The sequence below is a fragment of the Streptomyces sp. IBSBF 3136 genome, from assembly GCF_036815105.1.
In the GTDB taxonomy this organism is placed as follows: Bacteria; Actinomycetota; Actinomycetes; order Streptomycetales; family Streptomycetaceae; genus Streptomyces.
The window spans coordinates 46751-71523 of record NZ_JAJSZC010000009.1 but is presented as its reverse complement, the minus strand read 5'-3'; the positions used below and the strand labels follow the sequence as shown (position 1 = coordinate 71523).

Below are 24773 nucleotides of genomic sequence, written 5' to 3'. Positions count from 1 at the left end.
GGGTGTCAGCGGGGCGGGGGTGCCTCGGGGCGGAGTGCCCACCGGTGATGCCGAACAGTTCAGCTCCGGTGAGGTGGATGCCGCCTTCCGGCGCCGCCGACCGCTCCAGGGCGGTCAGGCGGGCCCGGAGTGCGGTGCAGCGGGCGGTGGCCCGCTCGTGGTCGTCGTGAGCCCAGGCGATGTCGACGCGGAGGGCGTCGGCCTCCTCGCGGGTGGCCGCCGCGGCGAGCAGGAGTGCGAGCTCCGCCTGGCGCTCGACGGCGTGCCGCTGCGCGCTGAGCATCACGTCGAGGCGGTCACCGAGGGCGTCCCGGGCGCCGGGTAGCGCGTCGAACGCGGCGACGGCGGCCGTGTGCAGGGCCAGCGCGCGCTCCCGCTCGGCCGCGGCCGCGGCGGGGCCGTACGCGGCGGCCAGGTCCTGCAGCAGCGCCTCCATCACGTCCCACGGCGGCACCTCCAGCCCGTCGAGGCAGGCCCGCATGCCCTCCGGGTCGCGCCGCCAGAAGATCCCGCACCAGCCCCCGTCCTGCCTCAGGCGCTCCAGGAAGCCGTCCAGGTAGTTCGCGAACTCCCTGACCCGCCTCGGGAGTTGATCCACTGCCATGCCCGACTCCCACCCGATCGCCAGCACTCCGCTCGGTAGGCAACACCAGTTGTGTTACGGACCTGCTACGCAGAGTTTTCGGGAAGCATGCGGGCACCTCCTCGCCCCACTCCCCCCGGCGCGCGTCAGACGCCCACCGGCGCGCACCACACCGCCAGCTCGTCCATGGACAGCCCGAGCACCCTGGCCAGCGCGGCGATCGTGAAGAAGGCGGGCGTCGGCGCCCGCCCGGTCTCGATCTTGCGGAGGGTCTCGGCGGAGATGCCGGCCACGGCCGCGACCTCGGCCATGCTGCGTCGGCCGCGCGCCTCGCGCAGCAACCGCCCGAGCCGTTCGCCGCGCTCGCGCTCTTCGGGGGTGAGGGGGGTGCGCACCATGCCACCCATTCTAATACCGCACCTCCGATCATCGACCCTATTCAAATACCGGTATAGTAATTGGCATGGTGGAACTGAAGACGGACACATCGATCGACGCGATGCACGCGGCCGGCCAGGTCGTCGGGCGGGCCCTGACGGCCGTGCGCGGGGCCGCCCGGGTCGGCGTCTCCCTGCTGGAGCTCGACGAGGTGGCGCGGGAGGTGCTGCGCGAGGCCGGGGCGACCTCCCCGTTCCTCGGCTACCGCCCGTCCTTCGCCGCGACCCCCTTCCCCGCGGTCGTCTGCGCCTCGGTCAACGACGCGATCGTGCACGGCATCCCCACCGGCTACCGCCTGCGCGACGGCGACCTGCTCTCCGTCGACTGCGGCGCCGAGCTGGACGGCTGGGTGGGCGACTCGGCGACCAGCTTCGTGGTCGGCCGTCCGCGCCCAGCGGACCTGCGCCTGGTCGAGACCGCCGAGCGCGCGCTGGCGGCCGGCATCGCGGCCGCCGTCGTGGGCAACCGCATCGGCGACATCGCGCACGCCGTCGGCCAGGTGTGCCGGGGGGCCGGCTACGGCATCCCGGCGGGCTTCGGCGGCCACGGCATCGGCCGCCGGATGCACGAGGCACCGGACGTGCCGAACGAGGGCCGGCCCGGCCGGGGTCTCCCGCTGCGCGCCGGCATGGCCCTGGCGATCGAGCCGATGCTGATCGCGAGCGGCAAGGACGGCTACTACGAGGCGAACGACGGCTGGACCCTCCGCACGTCGGACGGCTCGCGAGCGGCCCACGCCGAACACACGGTGGCCATCACCCCCGAGGGTCCCCGCGTCCTCACGGCCCGGGAGGACGGCTGAGCAGGAGTGCGGGTGGCCCCAGGGCCCAGCGGCCCGGGGTCCGTACACCGCACGCCCGACGGCCCGGCTGACCGGCCCGGCCCCTGTGCCTCGTAGCCCGGCGGCAACCCTGCCCGCCGCCGCGAAGCCCCGGACGCACCAATAGGCCGACGGCCCCTCCGACCGACGCGGGGGCCGTGGCTCCCGGGCGCAGGGCCCGCCCGAAGGACACGGGCACACACGCCGGCTCGGAAGCCGCTGAGAGGTGGAGTCGTGGGCCCCAGGGACCGGCTGACCGGCGCGCGGCCGTGGATGCCCGGGGCCGCGGACCCGTCCGAAGGACACGGGGACGCGCGCCGGCTCGAGAGCCCGCCTGAGCGGGGTTCGGGGCGCCTCACGGCCCGCCTCTCGCGGAAACCCCCGTGTGGCCTCCCCCACTCGCTCCCGCGCCCACACAGCCCTCGCACGGGCCCTTCGAGCCCACGCGTGCCTTGGCCCCGGCCCGGCCCCCGGCCAAAGCCCGCGCGGCACCGCAACCCTCGCCAAGCCGGCGCGGCTCTCCGCGCGTGCCCTTCGCACAAGCTCGTGTCATCGTGGCAGGAGCGGCCCACCCCCGGGTTACCCGGCCGCTCCGCACGTCGTCTGCGAAGGAAACGAAACGATGACCAGCGGTTACAACGGCCCGGAGGACCCCTTCGGCGAGTTCTTCGCCCGCTTCTTCGGCGGGACCGGCGACGCCCGGCCCGGCCCGAGGCACATCGACATCGGCCGCCTGCTCAGCCAGCCGGCCCGCGAGTTGGTCCGTGGGGCCGCGGTGTACGCGGTCGAGCACGGCAGCAGGGACCTGGACACCCAGCACCTGCTGCGCGCGGCCCTGGCGGCCGAGCCCACCCGAAGTCTGCTGAGCCGCGCGGGCGCCGATCCGGACTCGCTCGCGACCGAGATCGACCACCGCGCCGGCCCCGTGCAGCACCCGCCAGGGGAGGTGCCGCCGCCGACCTCGCTGTCGCTCACCCCGGCCGTCAAGCGGGCGCTGCTGGACGCGCACGACATGGCGCGGGCGAGCGGCGCCGGGTACATCGGCCCGGAGCACGTGCTGAGCGCGCTGGCCTCGAACCCGGACTCGGCGGCCGGGCACATCCTGAACGCGGCCCGCTTCTCGGCGAACTCCCTGCCGCCCGAGACCCCGGAGACCACCCAGACCCGGCCGGAGACCCGCCGGCCCACCTCCACGCCCACGCTGGACAAGTACGGCCGCGACCTGACCGAGCTGGCCCGGGAAGGCCGTGTCGACCCGGTCATCGGACGCGACACGGAGATCGAGCAGACCATCGAGGTGCTGTCCCGGCGCGGCAAGAACAACCCCGTGCTGATCGGCGACGCGGGCGTCGGCAAGACGGCGATCGTCGAGGGGCTCGCCCAGCGGATCGTGGACGGTGACGTACCGGACATACTGGCCGGCCGGCGGGTGGTGGCGCTGGACCTGACCGGAGTGGTCGCGGGCACCCGCTACCGGGGCGACTTCGAGGAGCGCCTGAACACCATCGTGGAGGAGATCCGCGCCCACTCCGACCGGCTCGTCGTCTTCATCGACGAGCTGCACACCGTCGTCGGCGCGGGCGGGGGCGGCGAGGGCGGCGCGATGGACGCGGGCAACATCCTCAAGCCCGCGCTCGCCCGGGGCGAGCTGCACATCGTGGGCGCGACCACGCTGGAGGAGTACCGGCGGATCGAGAAGGACGCGGCGCTCGCCCGCCGCTTCCAGCCGATCCTGGTGCCCGAGCCGACGGTCGAGGACACCATCGAGATCCTGCGCGGCCTGCGCGACCGCTACGAGGCCCACCACCAGGTCCGCTACACCGACGAGGCGCTGGTGGCGGCCGTGGAGCTGTCCGACCGCTATCTGACCGACCGGCGCCTGCCCGACAAGGCGATCGACCTGATCGACCAGGCCGGCGCCCGGGTGCGGCTCGGCTCGCGGACGAAGGGCACGGACGTACGGGCGATGGAGCGCGAGGTCGAGCAGCTCGTCTGCGACAAGGACCAGGCGGTCGCCGACGAGCAGTACGAGCGGGCCACGCAGCTGCGCGACCGGATCGGCGAGCTGAAGGGCCGGATCGCCGAGGCCAGCGGCGGCGACGAGGTCGACGAGGGGCTGCACCTGGAGGTGACGGCGGAGGCCATCGCCGAGGTGGTGTCCCGGCAGACCGGCATCCCGGTCAGCCGGCTGACCCAGGAGGAGAAGGAGCGGCTGCTCGGCCTGGAGCAGCACCTGCACCAGCGGGTGGTAGGCCAGGAGGAGGCCGTGAGCGTGGTCGCCGAGGCGGTGCTGCGCTCGCGGGCCGGGCTGTCCAGCCCGGACCGGCCGATCGGCAGCTTCCTGTTCCTCGGCCCGACCGGTGTCGGCAAGACCGAGCTGGCCCGCGCGCTCGCCGAGGCCCTGTTCGGCAGCGAGGACCGCATGGTCCGGCTGGACATGAGCGAGTACCAGGAACGGCACACCGTCTCCCGGCTCGTCGGCGCCCCGCCCGGGTACGTCGGCCACGAGGAGGCCGGGCAGCTCACCGAGGTGGTGCGCCGGCACCCGTACTCGCTGCTCCTGCTCGACGAGGTGGAGAAGGCCCACCCGGACGTCTTCAACATCCTGCTCCAGGTGCTGGACGACGGCCGGCTCACCGACTCGCAGGGCCGGACGGTGGACTTCACCAACACGGTCATCGTGATGACCAGCAACCTCGGCTCCGAGGCGATCACCGGACGCGGCGCCGGGATCGGCTTCGGGCCGGGCGGCGCGGGCGCGGACGAGGAGGCGCGGCGGGAGCGGATCCTGCGGCCGCTGCGTGAGCACTTCCGGCCGGAGTTCCTCAACCGCATCGACGAGATCGTCGTCTTCCGGCAGCTCACGAGCGAGCAACTGCGGCGGATCACCGACCTGTTGCTGGAGCGCACCCGGCGACTGCTGGACGGCCAGGGCGTCTCGGTTGAGTTCACCGACGCGGCCGTCGACTGGCTCGCCGAGCGCGGCTACCAGCCCGAGTACGGCGCCCGCCCGCTGCGCCGCACCATCCAGCGGGAGGTCGACAACCAGCTGTCGCGGCTGCTGCTGAACGGCACGATCGCGCCGGGCGGCCGGGTCACCGTGGACGTGGCGGACGGACGGCTGGACTTCCGTGCCCAGCCGCCCGAACCGCCCGCCCCGGAACCGGTCCAGGAGGCGCCGCCGCTCCCTCCGGAGTCGTAGGGTCCGGCCCTCCGAGCCGCAGGGTCCGGAGGGTCGCCCGGAGGGCCGCCGCCGACGCCGTTACGGCGCCGGGTTCACCACCATCGCCGAGCCGCCGCCGCGCCGTACCTTCTCGGCGGCGGCCAGCCACTTGCCGTCCGGCAGCCGCTGCACGCCGGTGGCCGCGCCGATCTCGGGGTTCAGCTTGAAGCTGTGTCCGAGGGCTTCCAGGCGGGACCGCAAGGCGCTGTCGTACAGGGCCGGTTCGAGTTCGGTCTGGGCCGCGTTGCGCTGGCTGGCGCGCGGTGCGGCGATGGCGTCGACGAGCGGCAGGTGCCGGTCGAGGAACCCGGTGAGGGTCTGCAGCACGGTGGTGATGATGGTCGCGCCGCCGGGTGAACCGAGCGCCACCACGGGCCTGTTGTGCCGGTCGAGCACGATGGTCGGCGAGATGGACGAGCGCGGCCGCTTGCCCGGTCCCGGCAGGTTCGGGTCGTGCACGTCCGGGTTGGCCGGGGCGAAGGAGAAGTCGGTCAGCTCGTTGTTGAGCAGGAAGCCGCGGCCGGGCACGGTGATGCCGCTGCCGCCGGTCTGCTCGATGGTGAGCGTGTAGGAGACGACGTTCCCCCACTTGTCGGCGACCGTGAGGTGGGTGGTGTTCTCGCCCTCGTAGGTCGTGGGGGCGGCCGTGCCGCCCTTGCCGCAGGCGGCCGGGTGGCGCGGGTCGCCCGGTGCGAGCGGGCTGGTGAGGACGGCGTCGTCCTTGATCAGGCAGGCGCGCGAGTCGGCGAACCGCTGGGAGAGCAGGTCCTTCGTCGGCACGTTCTCGAAGGCGGGGTCGCCGACCCAGCGCCCCCGGTCGGCGAAGGCGATGCGGCTCGCCTCGATGAAGTGGTGCAGGTACTGCACCTCGCTCGCCTTGGAGAGGTCGCTGTTCTCCAGGATGTTGAGGGCCTCGCCGACGGTCGTGCCGCCGGAGGAGGAGGGCGCGATGGAGTACACGTTCAGGCCGCGGTACGAGGCCCTGGTGGGCGCCTGGGGCTTGGCGTGGTAGACGGCGAGATCCTTCTCGGCCAGCTTGCCGGGGCGGGCGTTCCAGCCGGAGGCGGGGTCCACGGGCGGGTGTTCCACGGTCTTGACGATGTCGTCGCCGATGTCGCCGCGGTAGACCGCGCCGGTGCCCCGGCGGCCCAGTTCCCGGTAGGTGCGGGCGAGTTCGGGGTTGCGGAACCGGGAGCCCACGACCGGCAGCCGCCCGTTCGGCAGGAACAGCTTCGCGGTGTCCGGGAAGTAGCGGAAGCGCGTCTCGTTGGAGGCGGTCTGCGACCGGAAGGTGTCGTCGACGGTGAAGCCGTCGCGGGCGATCCGCTCGGCGGGCCCGAGGACCGTGCCGAGCCGCTCGCTGCCCCACTCGTCCAGCGCCGCCTGCCAGGTGGCGGGGGTGCCCGGGGTGCCGACGCTCAGTCCGCTGCTGACGGCGTCGTTGAAGGCGAGTGGCTTGCCCTTCTCCAGGAACAGGCCGGAGTCGGCGGACTGCGGCGCGGTCTCGCGGCCGTCGATGGTGTGCACCGTGCGCGAGCGGGCGTCGTAGTAGACGAAGTAGCCGCCCCCGCCGATGCCGGCCGAGTAGGGCTCGGTGACGCCGAGCGCGGCGGCCGTGGCGACGGCCGCGTCGACCGCGTTGCCGCCCTTCTTGAGTACCTCGATGCCGGCGGCGGTGGCGTCGGCGTCCACGCTGGCCACCGCGCCGCCGTAACCGACGGCGACCGGCACCTTCGTGACCTCGCCGCTCACAGGTGCGGCGGGCGGCGCGGCCGCTCCCACCGACACCAGGGCGGCCGAGACCGCCAGAACCGCCAGTTTCCGCGTGCCAGGACGACCCATCCGTACCTCCTGCAGGGACAGTCCGCGCAGCGTAACCAGATTGCCCGCAGTACCGACAGTACGCCTCCGGCACGCGTCGCACCGGGGGTCACACCTCGAACACCGGTACGTAGACGGGGTCCGGGCCCGCTAGCATGCGCGGCCATGAACGACGACGTGCGCAACATCGTCCTGGGCGTCATCGCGGCCGGTGTCAGCACCGCGCTGGGCTGGCTGTCCCGTACTTACCTGTGGCGGCGCAAGCTGCGGCGCAAGCAGGCGTTCTTCGGGCTGCCGGAGAACGCGGAGTGCCTGCTGGTCGTCAACCGCGACCCGGCGACGGCGGAACACGCCGTGCACCGCTTCGACGTGTTCGCGCTGCTCGAACTGTCCGCGCTGATCAAGGACTGCGGGGCGCACCTGCGAATGGTGACGCAGGACGCGACACAGCAGGGGGTCGGCGAGCGCACCGAGTTCTGCGTGGGCGGCCCCGGCTCCAACCGGCGGATGCTGGCCCACATGTCGGCGATGCTCCCGGGGGTGCGGGTGAACGTCGACGCCGAACCGGGCCCGGACCGCGGTGCGTTCCAGATCGGCGGCGAGCGCTACCGGATGGACGCCGGGGTCACGGAGTACGTGCTGCTGGCCCGGCTCACCGCCGGCCGGCTGACCCGGCCGGTGTTCCTCTTCTGCGGTCAGCGGGCCATCACCAACCAGGCCGCCACCCGCTATCTCGCCCGCAACCACGAGCGGTTGAGCCGCAAGTACGGCGGCGGCTCCTTCGTGCTGCTGCTGAAGGTGGTCAACTCCCAGGCGTACGGCCCCGATCTGGTGGAGCTGGTGGCGGACGTGACCCGGGCGGCACAGGCGCCCCTCCCGGCGGCCGAGGCCCCGGGTGTCACGCAGCCGGCGTCGTGACCCGACAAGCTTTACCCGTACGTAACTTACCGACGGGTTACTTAGGGTAAGGTCCCGCGGTTACCGTCGGGTCACTTTGCACTGTCACCAGTCGAGGAGTGACCCATGGGACATGGTCGCGCCACCCTGCGCACCTCAGCCGCCGGAGCCGTCTCGGCCGCCCTGATCGCCGGAGGCGTCGTCGGCCTGGCGCCGGCCGCCCAGGCCGCCCCGTCCGTCCGCTTCGTGGACATCACGGGCGACGGCGGCACCGTACTGAAGGCGAACGTCGTCACGCCCGAGGGCGCCGACGGCACGCACGCCTACCCGCTCATCGTCCTGCCCACGAGCTGGGGCCTGCCCCAGGCCGAGTACCTCGCCCAGGCGCAGCAGCTCGCCGACTCCGGCTACGTGGTCCTGACCTACAACGTGCGCGGGTTCTGGCAGTCCGGCGGCGAGATAGAAGTGGCCGGTCCGCCGGACATAGCGGACGCCTCCAAGGTGATCGACTGGGCGCTCGCCCACACCCCGGCAGACCCGCGCCACATCGGCATGGCGGGCGTCTCCTACGGCGCCGGCATCAGCCTTCTGGCCGCCGCCCACGACAAGCGCATCAAGGCGGTCGCCGCGCTCAGCGGCTGGGCCGACCTGATCTCCTCGATCTACTCGGGCCGCACCCAGCACGTCCAGGCGGGGGCCCTGCTGGACGGCGCCGGCGTCGTCACCGGCCGCGAGAGCCCCGAACTGCGGCAGATCTTCGACAACTTCTACGCCTCGAACCTGAGCAAGGAACAGGAGATGATCGACTGGGGGCGGAAACGTTCCGTCGCGACCTATGTCGACCAGCTCAACGAGAACGGCGCCGCGGTCATGCTCGCCAACGCCTGGGGCGACACCGTCTTCCCGGCGAATCAATACGCCGACTTCTACGAGAAACTGACGGTCCCCAAGCGGCTGGAGATGCGCCCGGGCGACCACGCGACCGCCGAACTGACCGGCCTCTTCGGGCTCCCCAACGACGTGTGGACGGACACCGGGCGCTGGTTCGACCACTACCTGAGGGGAGTCGGCAACGGCATCGACAGCGAGCAGCCGGTCCAGCTCAAGTCCCGTAGCGCGGCGGGCTACGAGGGCTACCCCGACTGGAAGTCGGTCGGCGCGACCCGCCGGAAGATCGACCTCGCCGGCTCCAGCACCATCCACGCCAACGTCGACTCCGGCGCGGACGGCGGGATCGTCTTCCTGTCCTCCATCCTGGACCAGGTCGCCCAACTGCCGCCCATGGCCTCGATCCCGCTGCTGCCGCGCCGCTGGGCCGCGGTGTGGCAGTCGGAGCGGTACGGGACGCCGCAGCAGGTGCGCGGGACCGCCACGCTGCACACCACGCTCACCCCGACCAAGGAGAGCGGCACCCTGATCGCCTACCTGTACGACGTGGGGCCGCTGGGCTTCGGCAAGTTGGTGACCAACGCGCCGTACACCTGGTACGGGCGCACCCCCGGCGAGCCGTTCGGCGTAGACCTGGATCTGTTCTCCACCGCCTACGACGTCCCGGCCGGGCACCGGCTCGCGCTGGTGGTCGACACGGTCGACCCGCTCTACACCGAGCACAACCCGTCCGGCGCGCAGCTGACCTTCTCCTCGCCGTCGGACGACCCGTCATACGTGTCCGTCCCCCTGCGCGAGCAGTGATCTCCGGCTGCCGCCGGACGAGCCTGGCCCGTGTGTACTGCCGCCCCCTACGGTTTCAGGGCCGTGGGGGGTACCCCACCGGCAGTGGCGTCATCCTGTCGTGGACCGGCGGGGCCGCCGTCACCACAAAGGGATGAACGGCAAAGCGTAGTCGAGGTCGGCCGGGTTGCGTCTCCCGGTGTGCGTCCGCGGCCCCCCATCCGCTCCCCACCATGGCGTTTCGTGTCGTGCTCTCTCGGCCCGCAAACTATCCAGCCGCCGGGAGCCCTGGGGGGCGACACGCACTTTGCGGGCATTAGCCGTATTTACGCCGCATACGTGATGTATGTCGCATTGATCCGGCGGGGGCTCGGCGCGCGGCTCCCCGCCCGCCTCAGAACTCGGAGACCTCCGCGTAGAGCTGGGACAGTTCGGGGACGCCGCTCGTGGCCCATTCCCGGCCGGACTCCACCACCTCGACCTCACGGCCCGAGGCGAGCCGCACGACGGGTTCGCCGTCGGACCGGATCCGCCAGGCCGCGCCGGGTACCGTGCGCACGACGACCGTGCCCAGGTACAGCCCCGCGTCGTTGCCCAGCCAGGGCAGGATCTCCGCGTCGTCGCGCCAGCGCGGGACCACCTGGTCCAGCGCCTCGAGCGAGGCCGGGGAGTCGTCGAGCCGGACGCCGGCCTCCTCCGCCTGGGAGCGGAGCAGTTCGCATTCGGACAGGAGCGCGGCGATCGACTCGGGGTCGGCCGGGAGCGCCGCCGTACCGCTTCTGTCGTGCCGGTGGCCCAGGAACGGAATGTTCATGGGCCAAGCCTGGCATCACACGTCCAGGTCGACCACCACCGGCGCGTGGTCGGACGCGCCCTTGCCCTTGCGCTCCTCGCGGTCGACGTAGGCGTCCTTGACGGCCTTGGCGAACGGCTCGTTGCCGTACACGAGGTCGATGCGCATGCCGCGGTTCTTGGGGAAGCAGAGCTGGCGGTAGTCCCAGTACGTGAACGGGTGGTCGTACTTCAGCGGCCGCGGGACGACGTCCGTCAGGCCCGTCCCGCGCAGCGAGGCCAGCGCGGCCCGCTCGGCCGGGGTGACGTGGGTGGAGCCCTCGAAGACGGCCGGGTCGAAGACGTCGTCGTCCGTCGGCGCCACGTTGTAGTCGCCCAGCACGGCGAACGGGCGGCTGCCGGCGGCGTCGCCGGCCACGGCGGCCCTCAGGGCCTCGATCCACTGCAGCTTGTAGGCGTAGTGCGCGTGCTCCACCTCGCGGCCGTTGGGCACGTACACCGACCAGACGCGGACCGGGCCGCAGGTCGCCGAGACGGCGCGCGGCTCGGTCACGCCGTCGTAGCCCGGGTCGCCGGGCAGGCCCTTGACGACGTCCTCCAGACCGACGCGGGAGAGCACCGCCACGCCGTTCCACCGGCCGGTGGCGTGCACCGCAGCCTCGTAACCCAGCTCGCGCAGCTGGTCGAACGGGAACTGCCCCTCGGCGACCTTGGCCTCCTGGAGGCAGAGCACGTCGGTGCCGCTGCTCTCCAGCCAGGCGAGCAGCCGCGGGAGGCGGGCGGTGATCGAGTTCACGTTCCAGGTCGCGATGCGCATGCCTCACAACCTACCCGGCGGGTACGACAACGCGGCCGCGCGTCAGACCTCGGCCGACGCCCCCGGAGCCAGCCGCACGTGCTCGGCACCGCCCAGATTGCCGAGGTGGGTGTCGTAGATCGGCCGCGCCAGGTCCGTGAGCAGGGCGTCGTGGACGTCGTAGACGCGCCCCGGCGCGACCTCGCGGACGTAGTCGATCACCTCGGCGATCTTGTTCCACGGCGCCTGCACCGGAGCCAGCAGCGTCTCCACGGGCTGCCCGGGGACGGTGAGGGCGTCGCCCGGGTGGAAGACCTTGCCGCCGTCGATCAGGTAGCCGACGTTGGTGATGCGCGGCAGGTCGGGGTGGATCACCGCGTGCAGCTCGCCGTGGACCTGCACGTCGAAGCCGGCGGCGGTGAACGTGTCGCCGTGGCCGACGGTGTGCACCCGGCGGGGGAAGGCCGCGGCGAGCCGGTCGGCGACGGCCCGCAGGGTCCAGACCTCGGCGGCCGGGTTCGCCTCCAGCGCCGCCCGCAGCCGGCCCTCGTCGAAGTGGTCCGGGTGCTCGTGCGTGACCAGGATCGCGTCCGCGCCGAGGGCCGCGTCCCGCTCGGTGAACCCGCCGGGGTCGAGGACGAGCGTGCGCCCCTCCTTCTCCAGGCGGACGCAGGCGTGGGACTTCTTGGTGAGCTTCATGCCTCCCCATCCTGCCGGGTGCGGCGGCCGGGGACTCACTCCGCGGGCGTGGTCTCCTCGCGGATGACCTGCTGGGCCACCCGGAAGGCGCTGTTAGCCGCCGGGACGCCGCAGTACACGGCGGCCTGCAGCAGCACCTCCTTGATCTCGTCCGGGGTGAGGCCGTTGCGCAGGGCGGCGCGGGTGTGGGCGGCCAGCTCCTCCAGATGGCCGCCGGCGACCAGCGCGGTGAGCGTCACACAGCTGCGGGTGCGACGGTCCAGGCCGGGCCGGTTCCAGACCTCGCCCCAGGCGTAGCGGGTGACCAGCTCCTGGAAGTCGCCGGAGAAGTCGTCGGCCTGGGCCAGCACCCGGTCCACGTGCGCGTCGCCGAGCACCTCCCGGCGGACCTTCAGACCGGTCCCGTACCGGTCGGACTCGCCGAACGGCTGCGCCTGCGGTACGGCGGCGGGGGCGATCTCGGCGCGGGGCACGAACCGGGGCGCCGCGGCCGGGGCCGGGTTGACCGAGGCGGCCGGCAGGGCGGTCTGGCCGGTGTCGAAGGGCTGCTGCCAGGCGGTGGAGAAGTGCCGGACCACCAGGTCGGTGACGGCGGCGGGCTGCTCGACCGGCACCAGGTGGGAGGCGCCGGGGACCACCGCGAGCCGGGCGTCCGGGATCCCGGCGACCAGGGTGCGGGCCTCGGCCGGGCCGGTGACCCGGTCGTCGGACCCGACCAGCACCAGCGTCGGCGCGCCGACCCGGCCCAGCTCGGGCCGGACGTCGAACCCGGCGAGCGCCTCGCAGGCGGCGATGTAGCAGCCGGGGTCGGTGGTGCGCACCATCTGCACGGCCCACTCGGTGATCGCGGGCTGCGCCGCCGCGAAGCCGCCGGTGAACCAGCGGTCGGGCGCGGACCGGGCGATGGGGTCGAGGCCGTTGGACCGTACGACCACGCCGCGCTGGCGGAACTCGTCGGCGGTGCCGAACCGGGGCGAGGCGGCGACCAGCGCGAGCGAGGCGAGCCGCTCGGGGCGGCGCAGCGCCAGCTCCAGGCCGACCGCGCCGCCCAGAGCGCAGCCGGCGTAGCCGAAACGCTGCACCCCGAGCGCGTCCAGCGTGGCCAGCAGGCGGTCCGCCAGCTCGCCGACCGAGCCGGCCGGACGGGCGGGAGCGCCACCGTGGCCCGGCAGGTCGAACCGGAAGACCCGCCACTGCTTCGTCAGCTCGGGGACCTGCCGGTCCCACATGTGCCATGTGGTACCCAGTGAGGGACCCAGGATCAGGACCGGAGCGTCTTCTGGCCCGTCAAAGCGGTATTGCAGGGTGTTCGGGGGTGTCTCACTCACGCCCCAGACCCTCTCACGTCTCACGGACGCCCCTATAACGCAGGGGTGTGGGCCACCGGTCTGACCAGGTTGAACACCTCACGGGCTGCGTATCGCTTGAGGCATCGGATGATCTCGCGTCGGGTCTTTCCTTCCTGAGTGCGGCGTTCGTAGTACGCCTGGGTGCGCGGGTCGTGACGCAGGCGGGTGAAGACGATGCGGTGCAGGGCCGCGTTCGCTTGGCGGTCGCCGCCGTAGTTGAGCCGGTGCGTGCTCCGCCGGCCGGATGAGTACTCGATGGGGCTGACTCCGCAAAGGGCAGCAAAGGACGCCTCGGAGTTCAGGCGGTCGGGATTGTCTCCCATGGTGATCAGGAGAGTGATGGCGCCGTCCGGACCAATGCCCACCCGTTCAAGCAGCTGTGGGGCGTGGCGTTCGACAAGCCCGGTCAGGCGCTGGTTCAACTCGTCGATCTGCCCGGTGAGCTGCTCGATGCGCTCGGCGAGCATGCGCAACGTCAGGTGGGTGACCTGGACCACCGCGTCTTCGTCTCCCCCACCATCGTGCGGGGCGAGGCGTGCGCAGGTACGGAACAGCTCGGCATTGCCCAGGCTGGACAGTTGTTCTCGCAGGGCGGGATCGGCGATGACCAGGACGGCCTTGAGCTGGTTGATCGCCTAGGTGCGGGCCTTGACCGCGGAGTCCTTGGCGAGCTGGAACAACCGGGCACTGTGCACCGGGCCGTCACCGGACTTGGCCCGAGCCCGGGCACGACCGCTGAGCACGGCTCGAGCGGCGGCCTGAGCGTCGAGCGGGTCCGACTTGCCCAGCAGCCGGCGGGCCGAGCGGTCGGGCCGGTTCACCTCATATACCTCCACCCGCTGGGCCAGCAGGTAGCGGGACAGGCCCGCGCCGAAGGTGCCGGTGCCCTCCACACCGGCCCGGCGCACCGTTCCCCGCTTGCGTGCCCACACGAGCAGCTGCCGGTAGCCGGCCGCCGTCGCCGGGAAGGACTCGGTCTCCAGGATCTTCCCGAGGGGGAGATCACGGCGGCGACATGCACCTCGCCGTGCGTGTCCACGCCCAGGACGACCTCGCGCCGAACGGGAGGATCCGTGCTCGAGGAGATACTGCGCTGTCGGCTCGTCATGATGGTTCGTCTCCCAAGTGATGATGTGCTGCTGGATGGATGGCACCGGCCCCTTCGGACGGTCTGAACCGTGATGGCGCCTGTAACGCGGCAAGGCCCCTATAGGGACACGTCCTGTGGCTCGGTACCGGAAGGCGCCATCCCGCAACGGCAGTCGACAAGCCTGTGACTGGACACTTCGGTCATAGATCTCATGAGTCAGACCCTCGTACGGGACGGCAGTGTGCAACCGTCCCACTGATGTCGGTCCAACTGCATGACTCGATTACTGCCGGACGACTTTGTCTGAACCGGCGCTCAGCCTGGCCTGGTCGGGGTGACGCGAGTCGACTTCCCGGCCACCCGCGACCGGCATTGGCGGACAGCCTGGGGCCGCCTCATCGGCGATCAGTTGTCGTGTGATGGCACGAATCGGCCCGTGGCTGACACCGCGGCCGGCGACTCGCGATCGTGCGTGGCCACGGCTTGACCGCACGCCTGACGGAGCGGGCGGACTGCAGCGGCCTCTGGCGGCCGTGATCGCGCTCACGCCGTACCGGCTTCTTGACAGCGCCAAGGCTCAACCGGGAAGCCAACATCACCTTTTCTCTGTCAGACGATTGTCCCCACCGCGGGTGCGGCCAGTTGTTGGGAAGCTTCTTCCAGACTTCCTCGACCGCACGGTCGGACGTGATCGGCGTGGTCGGATGGCGGCGTTCACCGGTCGGCCGGGCGGCAGGTGACCGCTTGGGGGAAGGTGAACAACTGGTCCGGGTCGCAGCCGGCCTTGACGCGTTGCATCCTGGGGTAGTTGTCGCCGTGGTAGGCCGTCTGCCAGTCGGTGAGTTCCGGGTCCATGCCGTTGGTGTAGCCGCCGGTTCCGAGGTGCGCCTGCATGGTGGCGTGGGTGTCGCGCAGCCATTCGAGTCTGCGGTCGACGTGTACGGGGTCGGTGAACTGGTGCCAGTAGGAGTGGTACTGCACGACGCCGACGGCAGCCCGGTGCGGGAAGGCGGTCGCGCCAGGGGGCCGGTCGTGGACGGCGCCACCGAGGGCGTCGATGAGCAGGCCGCTCGCCCCGCCCACGGCAGTGAAGCCGTGCAGCCGCTCAAGAGCTGCGGACATGTCGGCTGCGGCTGCCGGGCTGAGGGGTTCCCGCACGATGTGCGATTTGGCCGCGAAGGCGACCCGGGGTCCCAAGGTGCCTCCTCCCCAGCGGTCCGCCTCACTCGCGGCCCGCGTGTAGTCGCAGGGAACGACGACCCGGTCCGCCTCCGGCCGGGCCACCGCGGCTGTCAGACGGTCCAGGACCGGCTCGAGGGCGGCCGGCGTGCCGATGAACGTTCCCGTCACCGTGGGCAGTGACGGCAGGCCGGAGTCGCTGAGCTGCTCGAAGGCGCAGGTCACTGAACGGGGCGTCGTGGGGTCGGCGTTCCAGACCGTCCAGCCCCGCAGTACGGCCGCGGTGGCGGTGCTGGGCCAGCTGACCAGGAACCTCGTGCAGCTGAGGTCGCGGATGTCCTCGGTGGCGAACTCCAGCGCGGTGACTGCGCCGTAGTTACCTCCGCCTCCCCCACACAGGGCCCAGAACAGGTCGTCGTCCGGGGACGGCGAGTCGGCCCGTACGCGGCGGATGCGGCCGTCGGCGGTGACGATCTCGACTTCGCGCAGATGGTCGCAGGCAAGGCCCCAGGCGCGGGTGAAGGCGGACAGTCCGCCGCCGAGGGTGACTCCGGCCAGACCGATGGTGGGGCACCGGCCCAGCGGCAGGCCGGCTCCGGCCGCGGCCAGCGCCTGGTGGGCCTGCATGCCCTTGACGCCCGCTCCGAAGCGCGCCCGCCCACCGCCGACCCCGACGGAGTTGAGGGAGCTGACGTCGATCACGAGCCCGGGGCCGGTGGAGTATCCGGCGTAGCTGTGGCCGCCGGAGCGCAGCGCCAGCGGGACGCGGCTCGTGCGCGCGAAGTTTACGCATTCGACCACGTCGTGGACATCGGCCGGGTAGGCGATCGCCTGCGGGCGGATGTGGTCGAACCGCTGGTTGACCAGCAGGCGGGCCTGTTCGTAGGCGGCCTGTTCCGGCCGCAGCAGCACACCGTGTATACCGGCCTCCAGGGCCGACCACTTCGCTCCGGAGGCAGCGGAGGCTCGGGAAGGTGCGGACGTCGCGGAGGGCGTGCGGCGTGCCGGGACGGCCGGCACACGGGCGCTGCGCAGGGCGGACAGGGTGTGGATGTCGGTGAGGACCGGATAGTCGAACGGCAGGGGTCGGGGGCCGACCTGGTCGGGCGGCGAGGTGAAGCCGCCGTCGGGGTCCTGTTGCTTCAGCAGGTAGATCACCGCCCGGCTCACGGAGAGCGGGTCGCCGTGCCGTGCGAGTACGGGGACGGCCTGGGCGGTGGAGAGGACGTCGCTGGGGTCGTCGGGGAGTTGGCCCCAGCCGCCGTCGGGGTTCTGCGTCGCGATGAGGCGTGTCACGGAGCGTACGGTGGCGGCGGCGATGCGGGTGGCGAGGGCGGAGCTCGTGACGGGGATCGCGTGGAGGGCGTCTACGGCGCGCAGGATGGCGCTGGACTCGCTGATCGTCCAGCTGCGCTCGAACGTCCCGTCGCTCTGCTGGGCGCTGAGTACGAAATCGAGTGCGCCGGTCAGGAGGCGTTCGTGGTGTGCGGCGCGGGGGGCGAGCGCGAGGATGGCGCCGGCGGTCATGTCCAGGTCCGGTGAGTCGCCGCTTACCCAGGTGGGGAAGCCGCCGTCCGGTCCGGCGATGTCCGTCAGGTAGTCGGTCGCCTTCTCCAATGCCTCGTGGTACCGGTCGGGACCGGCGGCGTGCAGGAACTCCATGCACCGGGTGGTGGTGTCCACGTCGGTCTGCCGCATGCCGGTGGCGAAGGGCCAGCCACCGTCGGGGGCCTGCCAGGACGCCACGAGGTCGGCCATCCGCGGGATGTGGCGCGCCAGAGTGTTCTCGCCGGTGAAGGCCAGGCCCGCGACCGCGGTCAGCCACAGGTCCTGGCTGTCCAGGAACGGCACGCCGTCGTCGGCATTGATGGCCAGGCAGAGCCGCAGCAGTCCGTCGTCGAGGACCGGGTCGCCGGGCCGGAAGATGCGCACGGCGTGGAGGCCGAGGAGGTGGGTGGTGGCGCTGGCCTCCCACAGGACCCGGTTGGGCCCGAGGGCCAGGAGCGACACCAGACGGTTCCGCTCGGCGTCGGTGACCGCGTGCGGGCGGCCGCAGGCGTGCGCGTGGATGATGCGGGTCGACAGCAGGTGTACGTCGGTGAAGGTGGTGATGCCTTCCGGCCCGACGGGAGCGGGTGCGTCGTTGCTCTCCAGTGCCGAGCCGCACAGCAGGTGCAGCACCGTGCGCAGCATGACGGACTTCAGCCGCCCGCGCCCCGCGGTGCCGCTGCTCACCGCCGCAGGTAGGCCGGCGGCCCGGTCCAGTGCCCGATCAGCCATGCCGGTGGGGTCCAGGCAGGCGTCGATCAGCAGGGCATCCACATTGCTTGCGCCCGGCCGGCGGCGCCGCAGAAAGCGAGCCAGCCGGTCTTGCTCACCCGGTTCCGCGCCCTGCGCACGCAGCAGGGCCAGCAGCAGCGTGGACTCCAGCACGCGGCTGCCGCAGCGGTCGTCCACATGGCCGGCCGCGTCCACGGCGACGGTCAGGTGCTGCACGAGTGCCGGCACGCCCCGTTCCTGCTCGTCGGCGGTGAAGCCGCCTCCTACCGGGTTGCGGTGGGTTTCCCGTTGCCAGGCGAGGGAGCCGTCCCGCACCTGGCGGATCGTCGCGGCCCGCTCGCCGTGTGCGGCCCGGTCGGACTCGTCCATGCGCTCCGCGAGCATGCCGCGAGCGCGGGCCGCTGCCTGGGACAGGCTGCAACCATGGTGGCGGGCGAGTACGCCGACGAGGTTGTCCGTGCCCTCGTGCAGTTCCCGCGGTGCGGACCGCAGGTCGTTGGCCCAGGCGACGATGTCGGCCGCCGCCTCCCGTAACCCGTCGAGGTCGGCCGCCGCGGGCAGAGCCCGCTCCACAACGGCCAGCACCGGCAGCACCGTGATGGTTCGGCGGCGCAACGCCACGTAGTCATGAAGCCCCAGCCGTTCACCACGGGTACGCAGCCGCAGTTCGGTGACCGTGGCCTCGGCGAAGTCCCGGTACAGCGCGAGAAAGCGTTGCCTCCACCCTGGCCGGGCGGCGATCCTGGTCCGCTCCCACAGGTCGGCGAGCGCCCGCACCACCGGTGCCGCCGATGCCGGGTACCGGGTGCCGTCGGCGGCGCCGAGCACGTCGAGGAGCTGGTAGAGCACAGCCCGGGCCTGCTCCGGTGACTGGCCGTGCCGGTCGAAGCCGTCGTCGACCAAGGCGATGAACGCACCCCACTGCGCCAGCAGTGCCAGTTCCGCGGGAGCGGCCCCGGGGGCCAGCCAGCCGGCCAGCCGTCCGTGTCCCATCCTGGCCAGTCTCCGCGCCTCCTCCTCGTCGGCAACCAGACGATGGGCGACCGCCCAGGCACGCACCTGACGTTCGGCGCGGACCCAGGCGGAGCTGCAGACCGAGCCTCTGTCCGAGGCTCGGTGGTCGTCGAGGCGTCGACGGGCGGCGGGGGCGCCCGGCGGACGTGCGCTCGTGTGCTGCAGGCCCATCACGACATCACCTCCGATCCGCGCGTCCCTCGGGCAGCGGGTACGACTGACTTGTGAACAGATCGAGGCGCTTCGGAGGCATGCACGCCCCATCGTGAGGACGCCAGGGGCGGCACCCGCTCACGCATCTCGGTCTCCGTCCCGTCGCATCGCGGCACATGGCTGCTCCACCCAACACAGCCTGCCCAGGCGCGGCAGGGCCCGGCCGTAGTGGGTAAACCACCCTTCCGTGCGAACCGAACCGGGCGCCGCCCGCCGGCCCTCGGGTGCCCTGCGCGCGGTGAACGGAGTGGCGCCGCGTGCGACGGTCCGCTCGCGCGCGGCGCCGTGAGGGCCCTCAGGGGGTCACCGGGTCCTGAAGCGGCGGAAGAGGTTGCGGGCCACGTACACGCCCGGGCCGCCGAAACCGACGATGTCGACGCGTCCGTCACCGGTGATGTCGGTGAGGAAACGGGGGTGGCGGTCGACCCGCCAGGCACCCGCCTCGTCGCTGTATCCGAAGCCGCGGCACACCAGTTGGGCCTGGTCGAACAGGCCGTCGCCGCGGTTGTGTGCTACCCAGACCCCTTCGTGACCGAAGCCGACGATGTCCGGGTTGCCGTCGCCGGTGACGTCGGCGAGGAACCGCAGGTGCTTGCCGCCCGTCCAGCCCTGGGCGTGCCCGAAGTCGTTCAGGACGAGCTGCGAGGGCTCGAAGGTGCCGTCGCCGCGTCCGCGGGAGACGACGACACCCTGGGGGCCGAACCCGATGATGTCCATCGCTCCGTCACCGATGGTGCGGATCAGGAACCGGGGGTGCTCCTTAACCGAGTCCCAGCCCTGGTCGGTCCCGAAGTCGTCGAGGACGTAGAGGGGTTCGGCGAAGGTGCCGTCCTCGTCCTGCAGTGACACCCACACGCCGTCGTCGCGGCAGCCGACGATGTCGGTGCGTCCGTCGCCGGTGGTATCGGCGAGGAAGCGAGGATGCTTGTCGAGGAGCCAACCGCCCGCCTTCTCACCGTGGCCGAACGCCCGGAGAACCGGCTCGTCAGGGAGCGGTGCGAACTTTCCGTCCTCGTCCTGAAGCGAGATCCAGACGCCGTCGTCGTGGCAGCCGACCACGTCGAGCCTGCCGTCACCGGTGGTGTCGACAAGGAAACGAGGATGCTTGTCGAGGAGCCAACCGCCCGCCTTGTCGCCGTGGCCGAACGCCTTGAGGACCGGCTTGCCGCCCGCGGGCATGAACGCCCCGCTCTCGTCCTGTGCAGCGACGCGGAGGCCGTCGGCGGCCAGCACGACGATGTCAGGTGTGCCACCTCCCGTCGTGTCCGCGAGGGTCCACAGGTCCGCGGGACTCGGGGACGGCCCAGGCTGGTGCAGCAGGCGTTCCTCGTCGGCGAAGGTACCGTCGCCTCTGCTGGACGCCGTCACGGCCCCCTTGGCGGGTTTGAGCCCTACGACGTCCGCCCGTCCCGCTCCCGTGATGTCGGCAAGGAACCGCGCACCGGGCCCGGCCCACCAGCCCGGTTGCCCGCCGGGACAGCCGTTGCCGTCTTCGCTCTTCCAGCCGCCGGCGTCCTGGTCGCTGCCGAACCGCTCGAGGACCAGCAGCATGTCGCTGAAGGAAGGCGTCGCGCCTGGCACCGGGCGCAGCGCGGTGGAGCGTGCCAGCCGCCAGGACCGGCGGCCGTTCCAGTGGGCCAGGTGGGCCCAGCGCAGTGCTGGGTCGCTGGTGCGCTCGGGCTCTGCCGACACGAACCGCCAGCGCTGAACGCTCGCGCCGTCATCGTGCTCACGCAGGACGACCCGGGCGCTGTCCTCGTGCGGGTCGGCGAGGTCGAGAACGGTGTCGTCGGCCGCGCTCTCGATGAAGTAGAGGCCGGCTTCCCCCTCGACGGGGACGACGCGCCACTGCTGGTTCCTCTTGCCGGCGGTGGCACTCGTCTGGCGGACGCCGTGGTCCGCTGCGGCGGGATTGTCGAGCACCTTGCCGCCGGCCACGGTACGCAGCACATACGCCGGGTCGTCCTGGGACTGGCCCCCTTGGGCCTGTACGGGCACCAGCTGCCACAGCTCCGGGCAGGAGCCGCCGTCGGGGACCTCGCGGACGACGAGGGCTCCGTCCGCGCGCGTGGTGTCGGCGGCGAGGGTCTTCCCCGTCGCGTCGTTGACGATCCAAAGTTTCAGTTCTTCCGTGGGCACGGGCATCGTGGTGCCTCTTCCAGGCGGCGCGGGCGGTGGCTCGGGACGGATGCGGCGCGACGGCAGTCGCGGATCACGTGAAGAGGTGGTGGTAGGGGACGTTCCACTCGCTGGGCAGCCGCGGGTAGAACGTGTTGATGACCGTCCCGGTGAAGTCCCCGCCCCAGTTGTAGGTGACGCGCACCTCGCTGTCCGCCGCCACCGCGTGGTCCTTGAAGCCGAGGATGGTGTCGGGGTGGGTGATCGGCACGAACGTGATCCCGCCCCACGGCGTCACCGTGACGACCCAGAGCTGGGTGTCCTCGGGCGCGCCGTTCTTCCCGCGCCACAGGTCGCCCACCTTGTCGGGCAGACCGACCTGGACGGTGTCCGCCGTGCTCTTGGGCGCGTCCTGGTGAACACTGATGCGCCTGCGCTGCGGCTTGGGCCTGCCGTCGTCGCCGCGACCGGCGTCGGCATCGACCGCACCGGCAGGCTTCGCAGGCACCTGGCCCGCGGCGCTCTCGATGACGTACAGCGGCCGCTGTCCGAAGAAGCCGGCCGGCGTGATGTACCAGAGGTGGCCCTGCGCCTCCTTCACGGCCGGGTCGAGTGCGGTGGCCAGTTTGACCCCCTTGTCGTGGCTCGTCTCCTTCAGTTCGACCGGTCGCAGGTAGCCGCCGTTGAAAGCGTGCACCAGCATGACCGGCCTGTTCTCGACGAGTGCCGCCACGATCGCGTTGTCGTAACTGTTCACCGCCACCGGGCCGCCGACCACCAAATTGGACATCGTCGCGCGTTCCTGCGTGTACATCGCGGAATCCTCACCTGTGCTGGATGGGTAGGACAATACTTCGGGCGATTGATGCGGCGGATCCATGGCGCCGCATTACCGTGAGCTCGATCTCCGCAAACTGGAGAGCGTGTCCGAAAACAGACGGATATCCGAAGCGAGGACGCGGCCCTCGCCAACGTCCAAGGTCAGGCTACCCAAGGGCGATGAAGCCGGAAAGTCATCGATCGGGTGACGAGAGGAAATCCGGGGCCACTTCCCCTGCAATATCCGGGACGATCATCAATCCCTATCACTCGATTGAGTGCAATATACAGGCACGCCCCTCTTGGATATTTCGTGACGTGATAATTTCGACCGCAGGAACCGGCGGGGATTTCTGTTTAATTTTCATCGAGCGCGCGGTTCGTCGGAATGAGTCGAGGACAGTAGATGACTTCCAATGCCTACAGCCTGGTACAGGCCAAGCGTCAGCCCCTGACGAAGAAGAACCTGCGGGAACTGAACATCGAACAGACCTGGCAGTCCATCCTGGGCCACCCCAACCTGGTCTACGTCGATCCCTCCGGCGTGAAGCACAAGCCCGTCGGTTTCTCCGTGAACAAGTCGAGCTTCGGCACGTTCCCCGGAAACGCGTTCCAGATGGGCTGGCTCGCCTACATGAACCTCGGGGAGCCGCTGATCGAGGTGCGCGGCGACATCGGCCAGCCTCCGCCCGACACGTTCTCCTCGCGCACGTACGTCAACCGCAGCCAGGCCGAGATGACCTTCACCGACTCGGTCGACTTCACCGTGTCGAACGGGGTCACGTGGTCGCTCCACGGGGACGCCAAGCTCACCTTCGGCGGCAGTGTCGGCGCGTCGCTGCAACTTCAGTTGCAGAACCAGCTCCGCCTGGATCTCCAGTCGCAGCTCCAGGCGTCGTGCCAGAACGGAACGGCGAACAGGAACTCGAACACGGTCACCAACAAGAACAGCAAGGACAGCGTCGGAGTCGACAACGCCAACACCAGCGAGACGTCCGCGAGCAGCTCCGCGACGAACTCCTCGTCGAACGGCATGACGAACTCGGTGGGATTCACCACCACAGGCAGCGCCACCGGCAACGCCTCGCTCAACGCCCAGCTGGCCCTCGGCATCGCGGCCACCGTCGGCGGCTCCCTGACCACCAGCTGGGCATCGAAGTCGCAGATCTCCGGGAAGGTACCGCCCAACTCCCGCGTGCAGACCATCGTCACGCAACGGCGCACCCGCAAGCAGTACACCTACGAGATCCCGGTGACCTTCTCCGGCCTGATCGCCGTGCAGTACGCCGTGCCGGTGGCGGTCCTCTCTCCGCCGCAGACCAAGACCTACCCCGGCCTCGAGAATCTGGTCGCCCGCGACATCGGCGACATCGATCTCGCACCCGGCGGCTTCCGCATGAAGGGACTGGCCGAGGTCGTCTCCGCCCTGGAGGTCCACCACACGATGCTCGACGGCGAGACCCTCGCCGTCAGCCAGCAGACGCTGCACAAACAGCCCTGACCGCCCGATATCGCCGCCACGACGACCAGAGGTGACGAACCATGGTGTTCGACAACATCTTCAACTCCGCGGGCAAGGGCGCAGGGCTCTTCTCCGTGACCACCGACAGCACCAAGCCACAACCAGGCGCCGGCGTCGACTTCGAGGACGCCGACGACGACACGTACGACGACACGAACCCGAGCCTGTTCAGCACCGCCATCCACGGAGCTTCATCCCGGGCGAGCATCGTGCGGGAGCAGGCCCCCGAGGCACGGGCCGTCCTGGGCTTCCTCGGCTCCTTCATCCAGGCCACCCAGGAATCAGCGGGAGCACAGGCCCAGTACGCGGGAGACCCCGGCTCGGTGTCAGCGGCGGCTTCCGCCGGCATGCGGGAGTCGAGTACCACGGTGACCGACGACCTCGGCCTGAAGAAGGACGAGGACCTGGAGGACAGGCCCAGCAAGAGCGACTACAGCAAGCCCCCCAAGACGCCGGACGCACCGAAGGCACCGGACGCCCCCCAAGCCCCCAAGCCGACCGCGGACAAGCCACCCCAGTCGAAGTGACACCCCGCTTCCGAGGGGTCGGGGACGATGTCGCCCCCGACCCCTCGCGCGTCACACGGGGAGCAACTGCCACTGTCGCGCTCGGTGGTCGCCGTCCGCCCCGTCCTGCCTGACCGACGCGCGGGCGTTGGTGTCCACCCGCAGCAGCAACCCGCTGTTGCGGTTGGCGATCTCGTACGTGCGCGGGGCACCGTCCGCGGGGCCCACCGGGATCAGCTTCCAGTGCTGGTGGTGTGCGTCGCCGCCCTCGTAGGCGCGCTGCACGACCACCGCGCCGGACATCTCCTGCGCTCCGAGGACCTCCAGGACCTTGCCGCTGCGCACGTTCTCGATCCGGTACAGGATGTCGCCGTCGTCCTGGCCGGCCGCGACCAGGCGCCACCGCTGGTGGTCGCGGGGGGCGGCCAGGGTCTGCTGGATCTCCGCGCCGTCCTTGGTTGACTCGCGCTGGACCCCCATGCGCAGCCTGCTGCGGACGTTCGCCCAGGACACCACGGTGCCGGACTCTGGCAGCCCGGCGAGTTTTGGCGAGGCGATTCTGCGGACGCGGTTGTTGGTGAAGTCGGCGATGTAGAGCGTGTCGACGCAGTCGACGGCGAGCGCGATCGGGTGGTCCAACTGGGCCGAGGCGGCAGGTCCGTCGTCACCTCCGAAGCCTGCGGTGCCGGTGCCGGAAACCGTGCTGATGGTGCCGTCGGCCGTGACCTTGCGAACGCGGTTGTTGCCGTAGTCGGCGATATAGAGGTCGCCGGCACTGTCCACCGCCACGCCTGTCGGGCCGCTCAGCTTCGCCGAGGCGGCAGGTCCGTCGTCACCTCCGAAGCCTGCGGTGCCGGTGCCGGCAACCGTGCTGATCGTGCCGTCGGGCGTGACCTTGCGAACGCGGTTGTTGCCGTAGTCGGCGATATAGAGGTCGCCGGCA

Annotated in this window: 16 protein-coding genes and 2 pseudogenes; 6 read left to right on the top strand and 12 right to left on the bottom strand. The window is 71.4% G+C overall.

Features of this window, described 5'->3' with window-relative positions:
- Positions 1 to 604, bottom strand: a pseudogene (locus tag V7E45_RS03700) (hypothetical protein); the annotation flags it as partial.
- Positions 605 to 729: 125 nt separating this feature from the next.
- A complete protein-coding gene (locus V7E45_RS03695; RefSeq protein ID WP_333772596.1) occupies positions 730 to 981 on the bottom strand; it encodes a helix-turn-helix domain-containing protein in 252 nt (83 codons plus the stop codon).
- A gap of 65 nt (positions 982 to 1046) precedes the next feature.
- Between V7E45_RS03695 and map the strand changes: the two genes are divergently transcribed.
- Positions 1047 to 1823, top strand: coding sequence for a type I methionyl aminopeptidase (gene map / locus V7E45_RS03690; protein ID WP_333772595.1), 777 nt, complete (start codon positions 1047 to 1049; stop codon positions 1821 to 1823).
- A 640-nt stretch (positions 1824 to 2463) separates the two neighbouring features.
- A complete protein-coding gene (locus V7E45_RS03685) occupies positions 2464 to 5043 on the top strand; it encodes an ATP-dependent Clp protease ATP-binding subunit (protein WP_333772594.1) in 2580 nt (859 codons plus the stop codon).
- A 60-nt stretch (positions 5044 to 5103) separates the two neighbouring features.
- Here the strand turns inward: V7E45_RS03685 and ggt are convergent, their stop codons facing one another.
- Complete coding sequence (gene ggt / locus V7E45_RS03680) at positions 5104 to 6906, bottom strand: gamma-glutamyltransferase (protein ID WP_333772593.1); 1803 nt, start codon at positions 6904 to 6906, stop codon at positions 5104 to 5106.
- Between the two features lie 144 nt (positions 6907 to 7050).
- Here ggt and V7E45_RS03675 point away from each other — a divergent pair, with 144 nt between their 5' ends.
- Both V7E45_RS03675 and V7E45_RS03670 read left to right on the top strand, forming a co-directional pair.
- On the top strand, positions 7051 to 7803 hold the full coding sequence (locus V7E45_RS03675; protein ID WP_333772592.1) for a hypothetical protein: 753 nt from the start codon (positions 7051 to 7053) through the stop codon (positions 7801 to 7803).
- 105 nt (positions 7804 to 7908) lie between these two features.
- Entirely contained in the window at positions 7909 to 9474 is a 1566-nt protein-coding gene (locus V7E45_RS03670; RefSeq protein ID WP_333772591.1) for a CocE/NonD family hydrolase, read from the top strand.
- Positions 9475 to 9847: 373 nt separating this feature from the next.
- Here the strand turns inward: V7E45_RS03670 and V7E45_RS03665 are convergent, their stop codons facing one another.
- The 8 genes and pseudogenes from V7E45_RS03665 to V7E45_RS03625 all read right to left on the bottom strand — a co-directional run bounded on the left by V7E45_RS03665 (position 9848) and on the right by V7E45_RS03625 (position 21797).
- On the bottom strand, positions 9848 to 10267 hold the full coding sequence (locus tag V7E45_RS03665) for a DUF6278 family protein (RefSeq protein WP_333772590.1): 420 nt from the start codon (positions 10265 to 10267) through the stop codon (positions 9848 to 9850).
- 15 nt (positions 10268 to 10282) lie between these two features.
- Positions 10283 to 11062, bottom strand: a complete 780-nt coding sequence (locus V7E45_RS03660) for an exodeoxyribonuclease III (protein WP_333772589.1) — start codon at positions 11060 to 11062, stop codon at positions 10283 to 10285.
- A 42-nt stretch (positions 11063 to 11104) separates the two neighbouring features.
- Complete coding sequence (locus V7E45_RS03655) at positions 11105 to 11740, bottom strand: MBL fold metallo-hydrolase (RefSeq protein WP_333772588.1); 636 nt, start codon at positions 11738 to 11740, stop codon at positions 11105 to 11107.
- Positions 11741 to 11775: 35 nt separating this feature from the next.
- Positions 11776 to 13068 carry a bifunctional 3-oxoadipate enol-lactonase/4-carboxymuconolactone decarboxylase PcaDC gene (gene pcaDC, locus V7E45_RS03650; RefSeq protein ID WP_333772587.1) on the bottom strand — a complete coding sequence of 431 codons (1293 nt, stop codon included), beginning with the start codon at positions 13066 to 13068 and terminating at the stop codon, positions 11776 to 11778.
- 32 nt (positions 13069 to 13100) lie between these two features.
- A pseudogene (locus V7E45_RS40535) lies at positions 13101 to 14197 on the bottom strand (IS110 family transposase).
- A gap of 696 nt (positions 14198 to 14893) precedes the next feature.
- The gene (locus V7E45_RS03635) at positions 14894 to 18631 is read right to left on the bottom strand and encodes a terpene synthase family protein (protein WP_333772584.1); all 3738 of its coding nucleotides are present in this window, start codon (positions 18629 to 18631) and stop codon (positions 14894 to 14896) included.
- 537 nt (positions 18632 to 19168) lie between these two features.
- Positions 19169 to 21010, bottom strand: a complete 1842-nt coding sequence (locus tag V7E45_RS03630) for an FG-GAP-like repeat-containing protein (RefSeq protein WP_333772583.1) — start codon at positions 21008 to 21010, stop codon at positions 19169 to 19171.
- Positions 21011 to 21077: 67 nt separating this feature from the next.
- Positions 21078 to 21797, bottom strand: a complete 720-nt coding sequence (locus V7E45_RS03625; protein WP_333772582.1) for a hypothetical protein — start codon at positions 21795 to 21797, stop codon at positions 21078 to 21080.
- Between the two features lie 411 nt (positions 21798 to 22208).
- On the opposite strand from V7E45_RS03625, the gene V7E45_RS03620 reads away from it, so the two are divergent.
- On the top strand, positions 22209 to 23303 hold the full coding sequence (locus V7E45_RS03620) for a hypothetical protein (RefSeq protein WP_333772581.1): 1095 nt from the start codon (positions 22209 to 22211) through the stop codon (positions 23301 to 23303).
- Between the two features lie 41 nt (positions 23304 to 23344).
- On the top strand, positions 23345 to 23851 hold the full coding sequence (locus V7E45_RS03615; RefSeq protein ID WP_333772580.1) for a hypothetical protein: 507 nt from the start codon (positions 23345 to 23347) through the stop codon (positions 23849 to 23851).
- A gap of 51 nt (positions 23852 to 23902) precedes the next feature.
- On the opposite strand, the gene V7E45_RS03610 is transcribed toward V7E45_RS03615, so the two are convergent.
- Positions 23903 to 24773 (bottom strand): RICIN domain-containing protein (locus V7E45_RS03610; protein ID WP_333772579.1); only part of this gene is annotated, 871 nt, incomplete at its 5' end.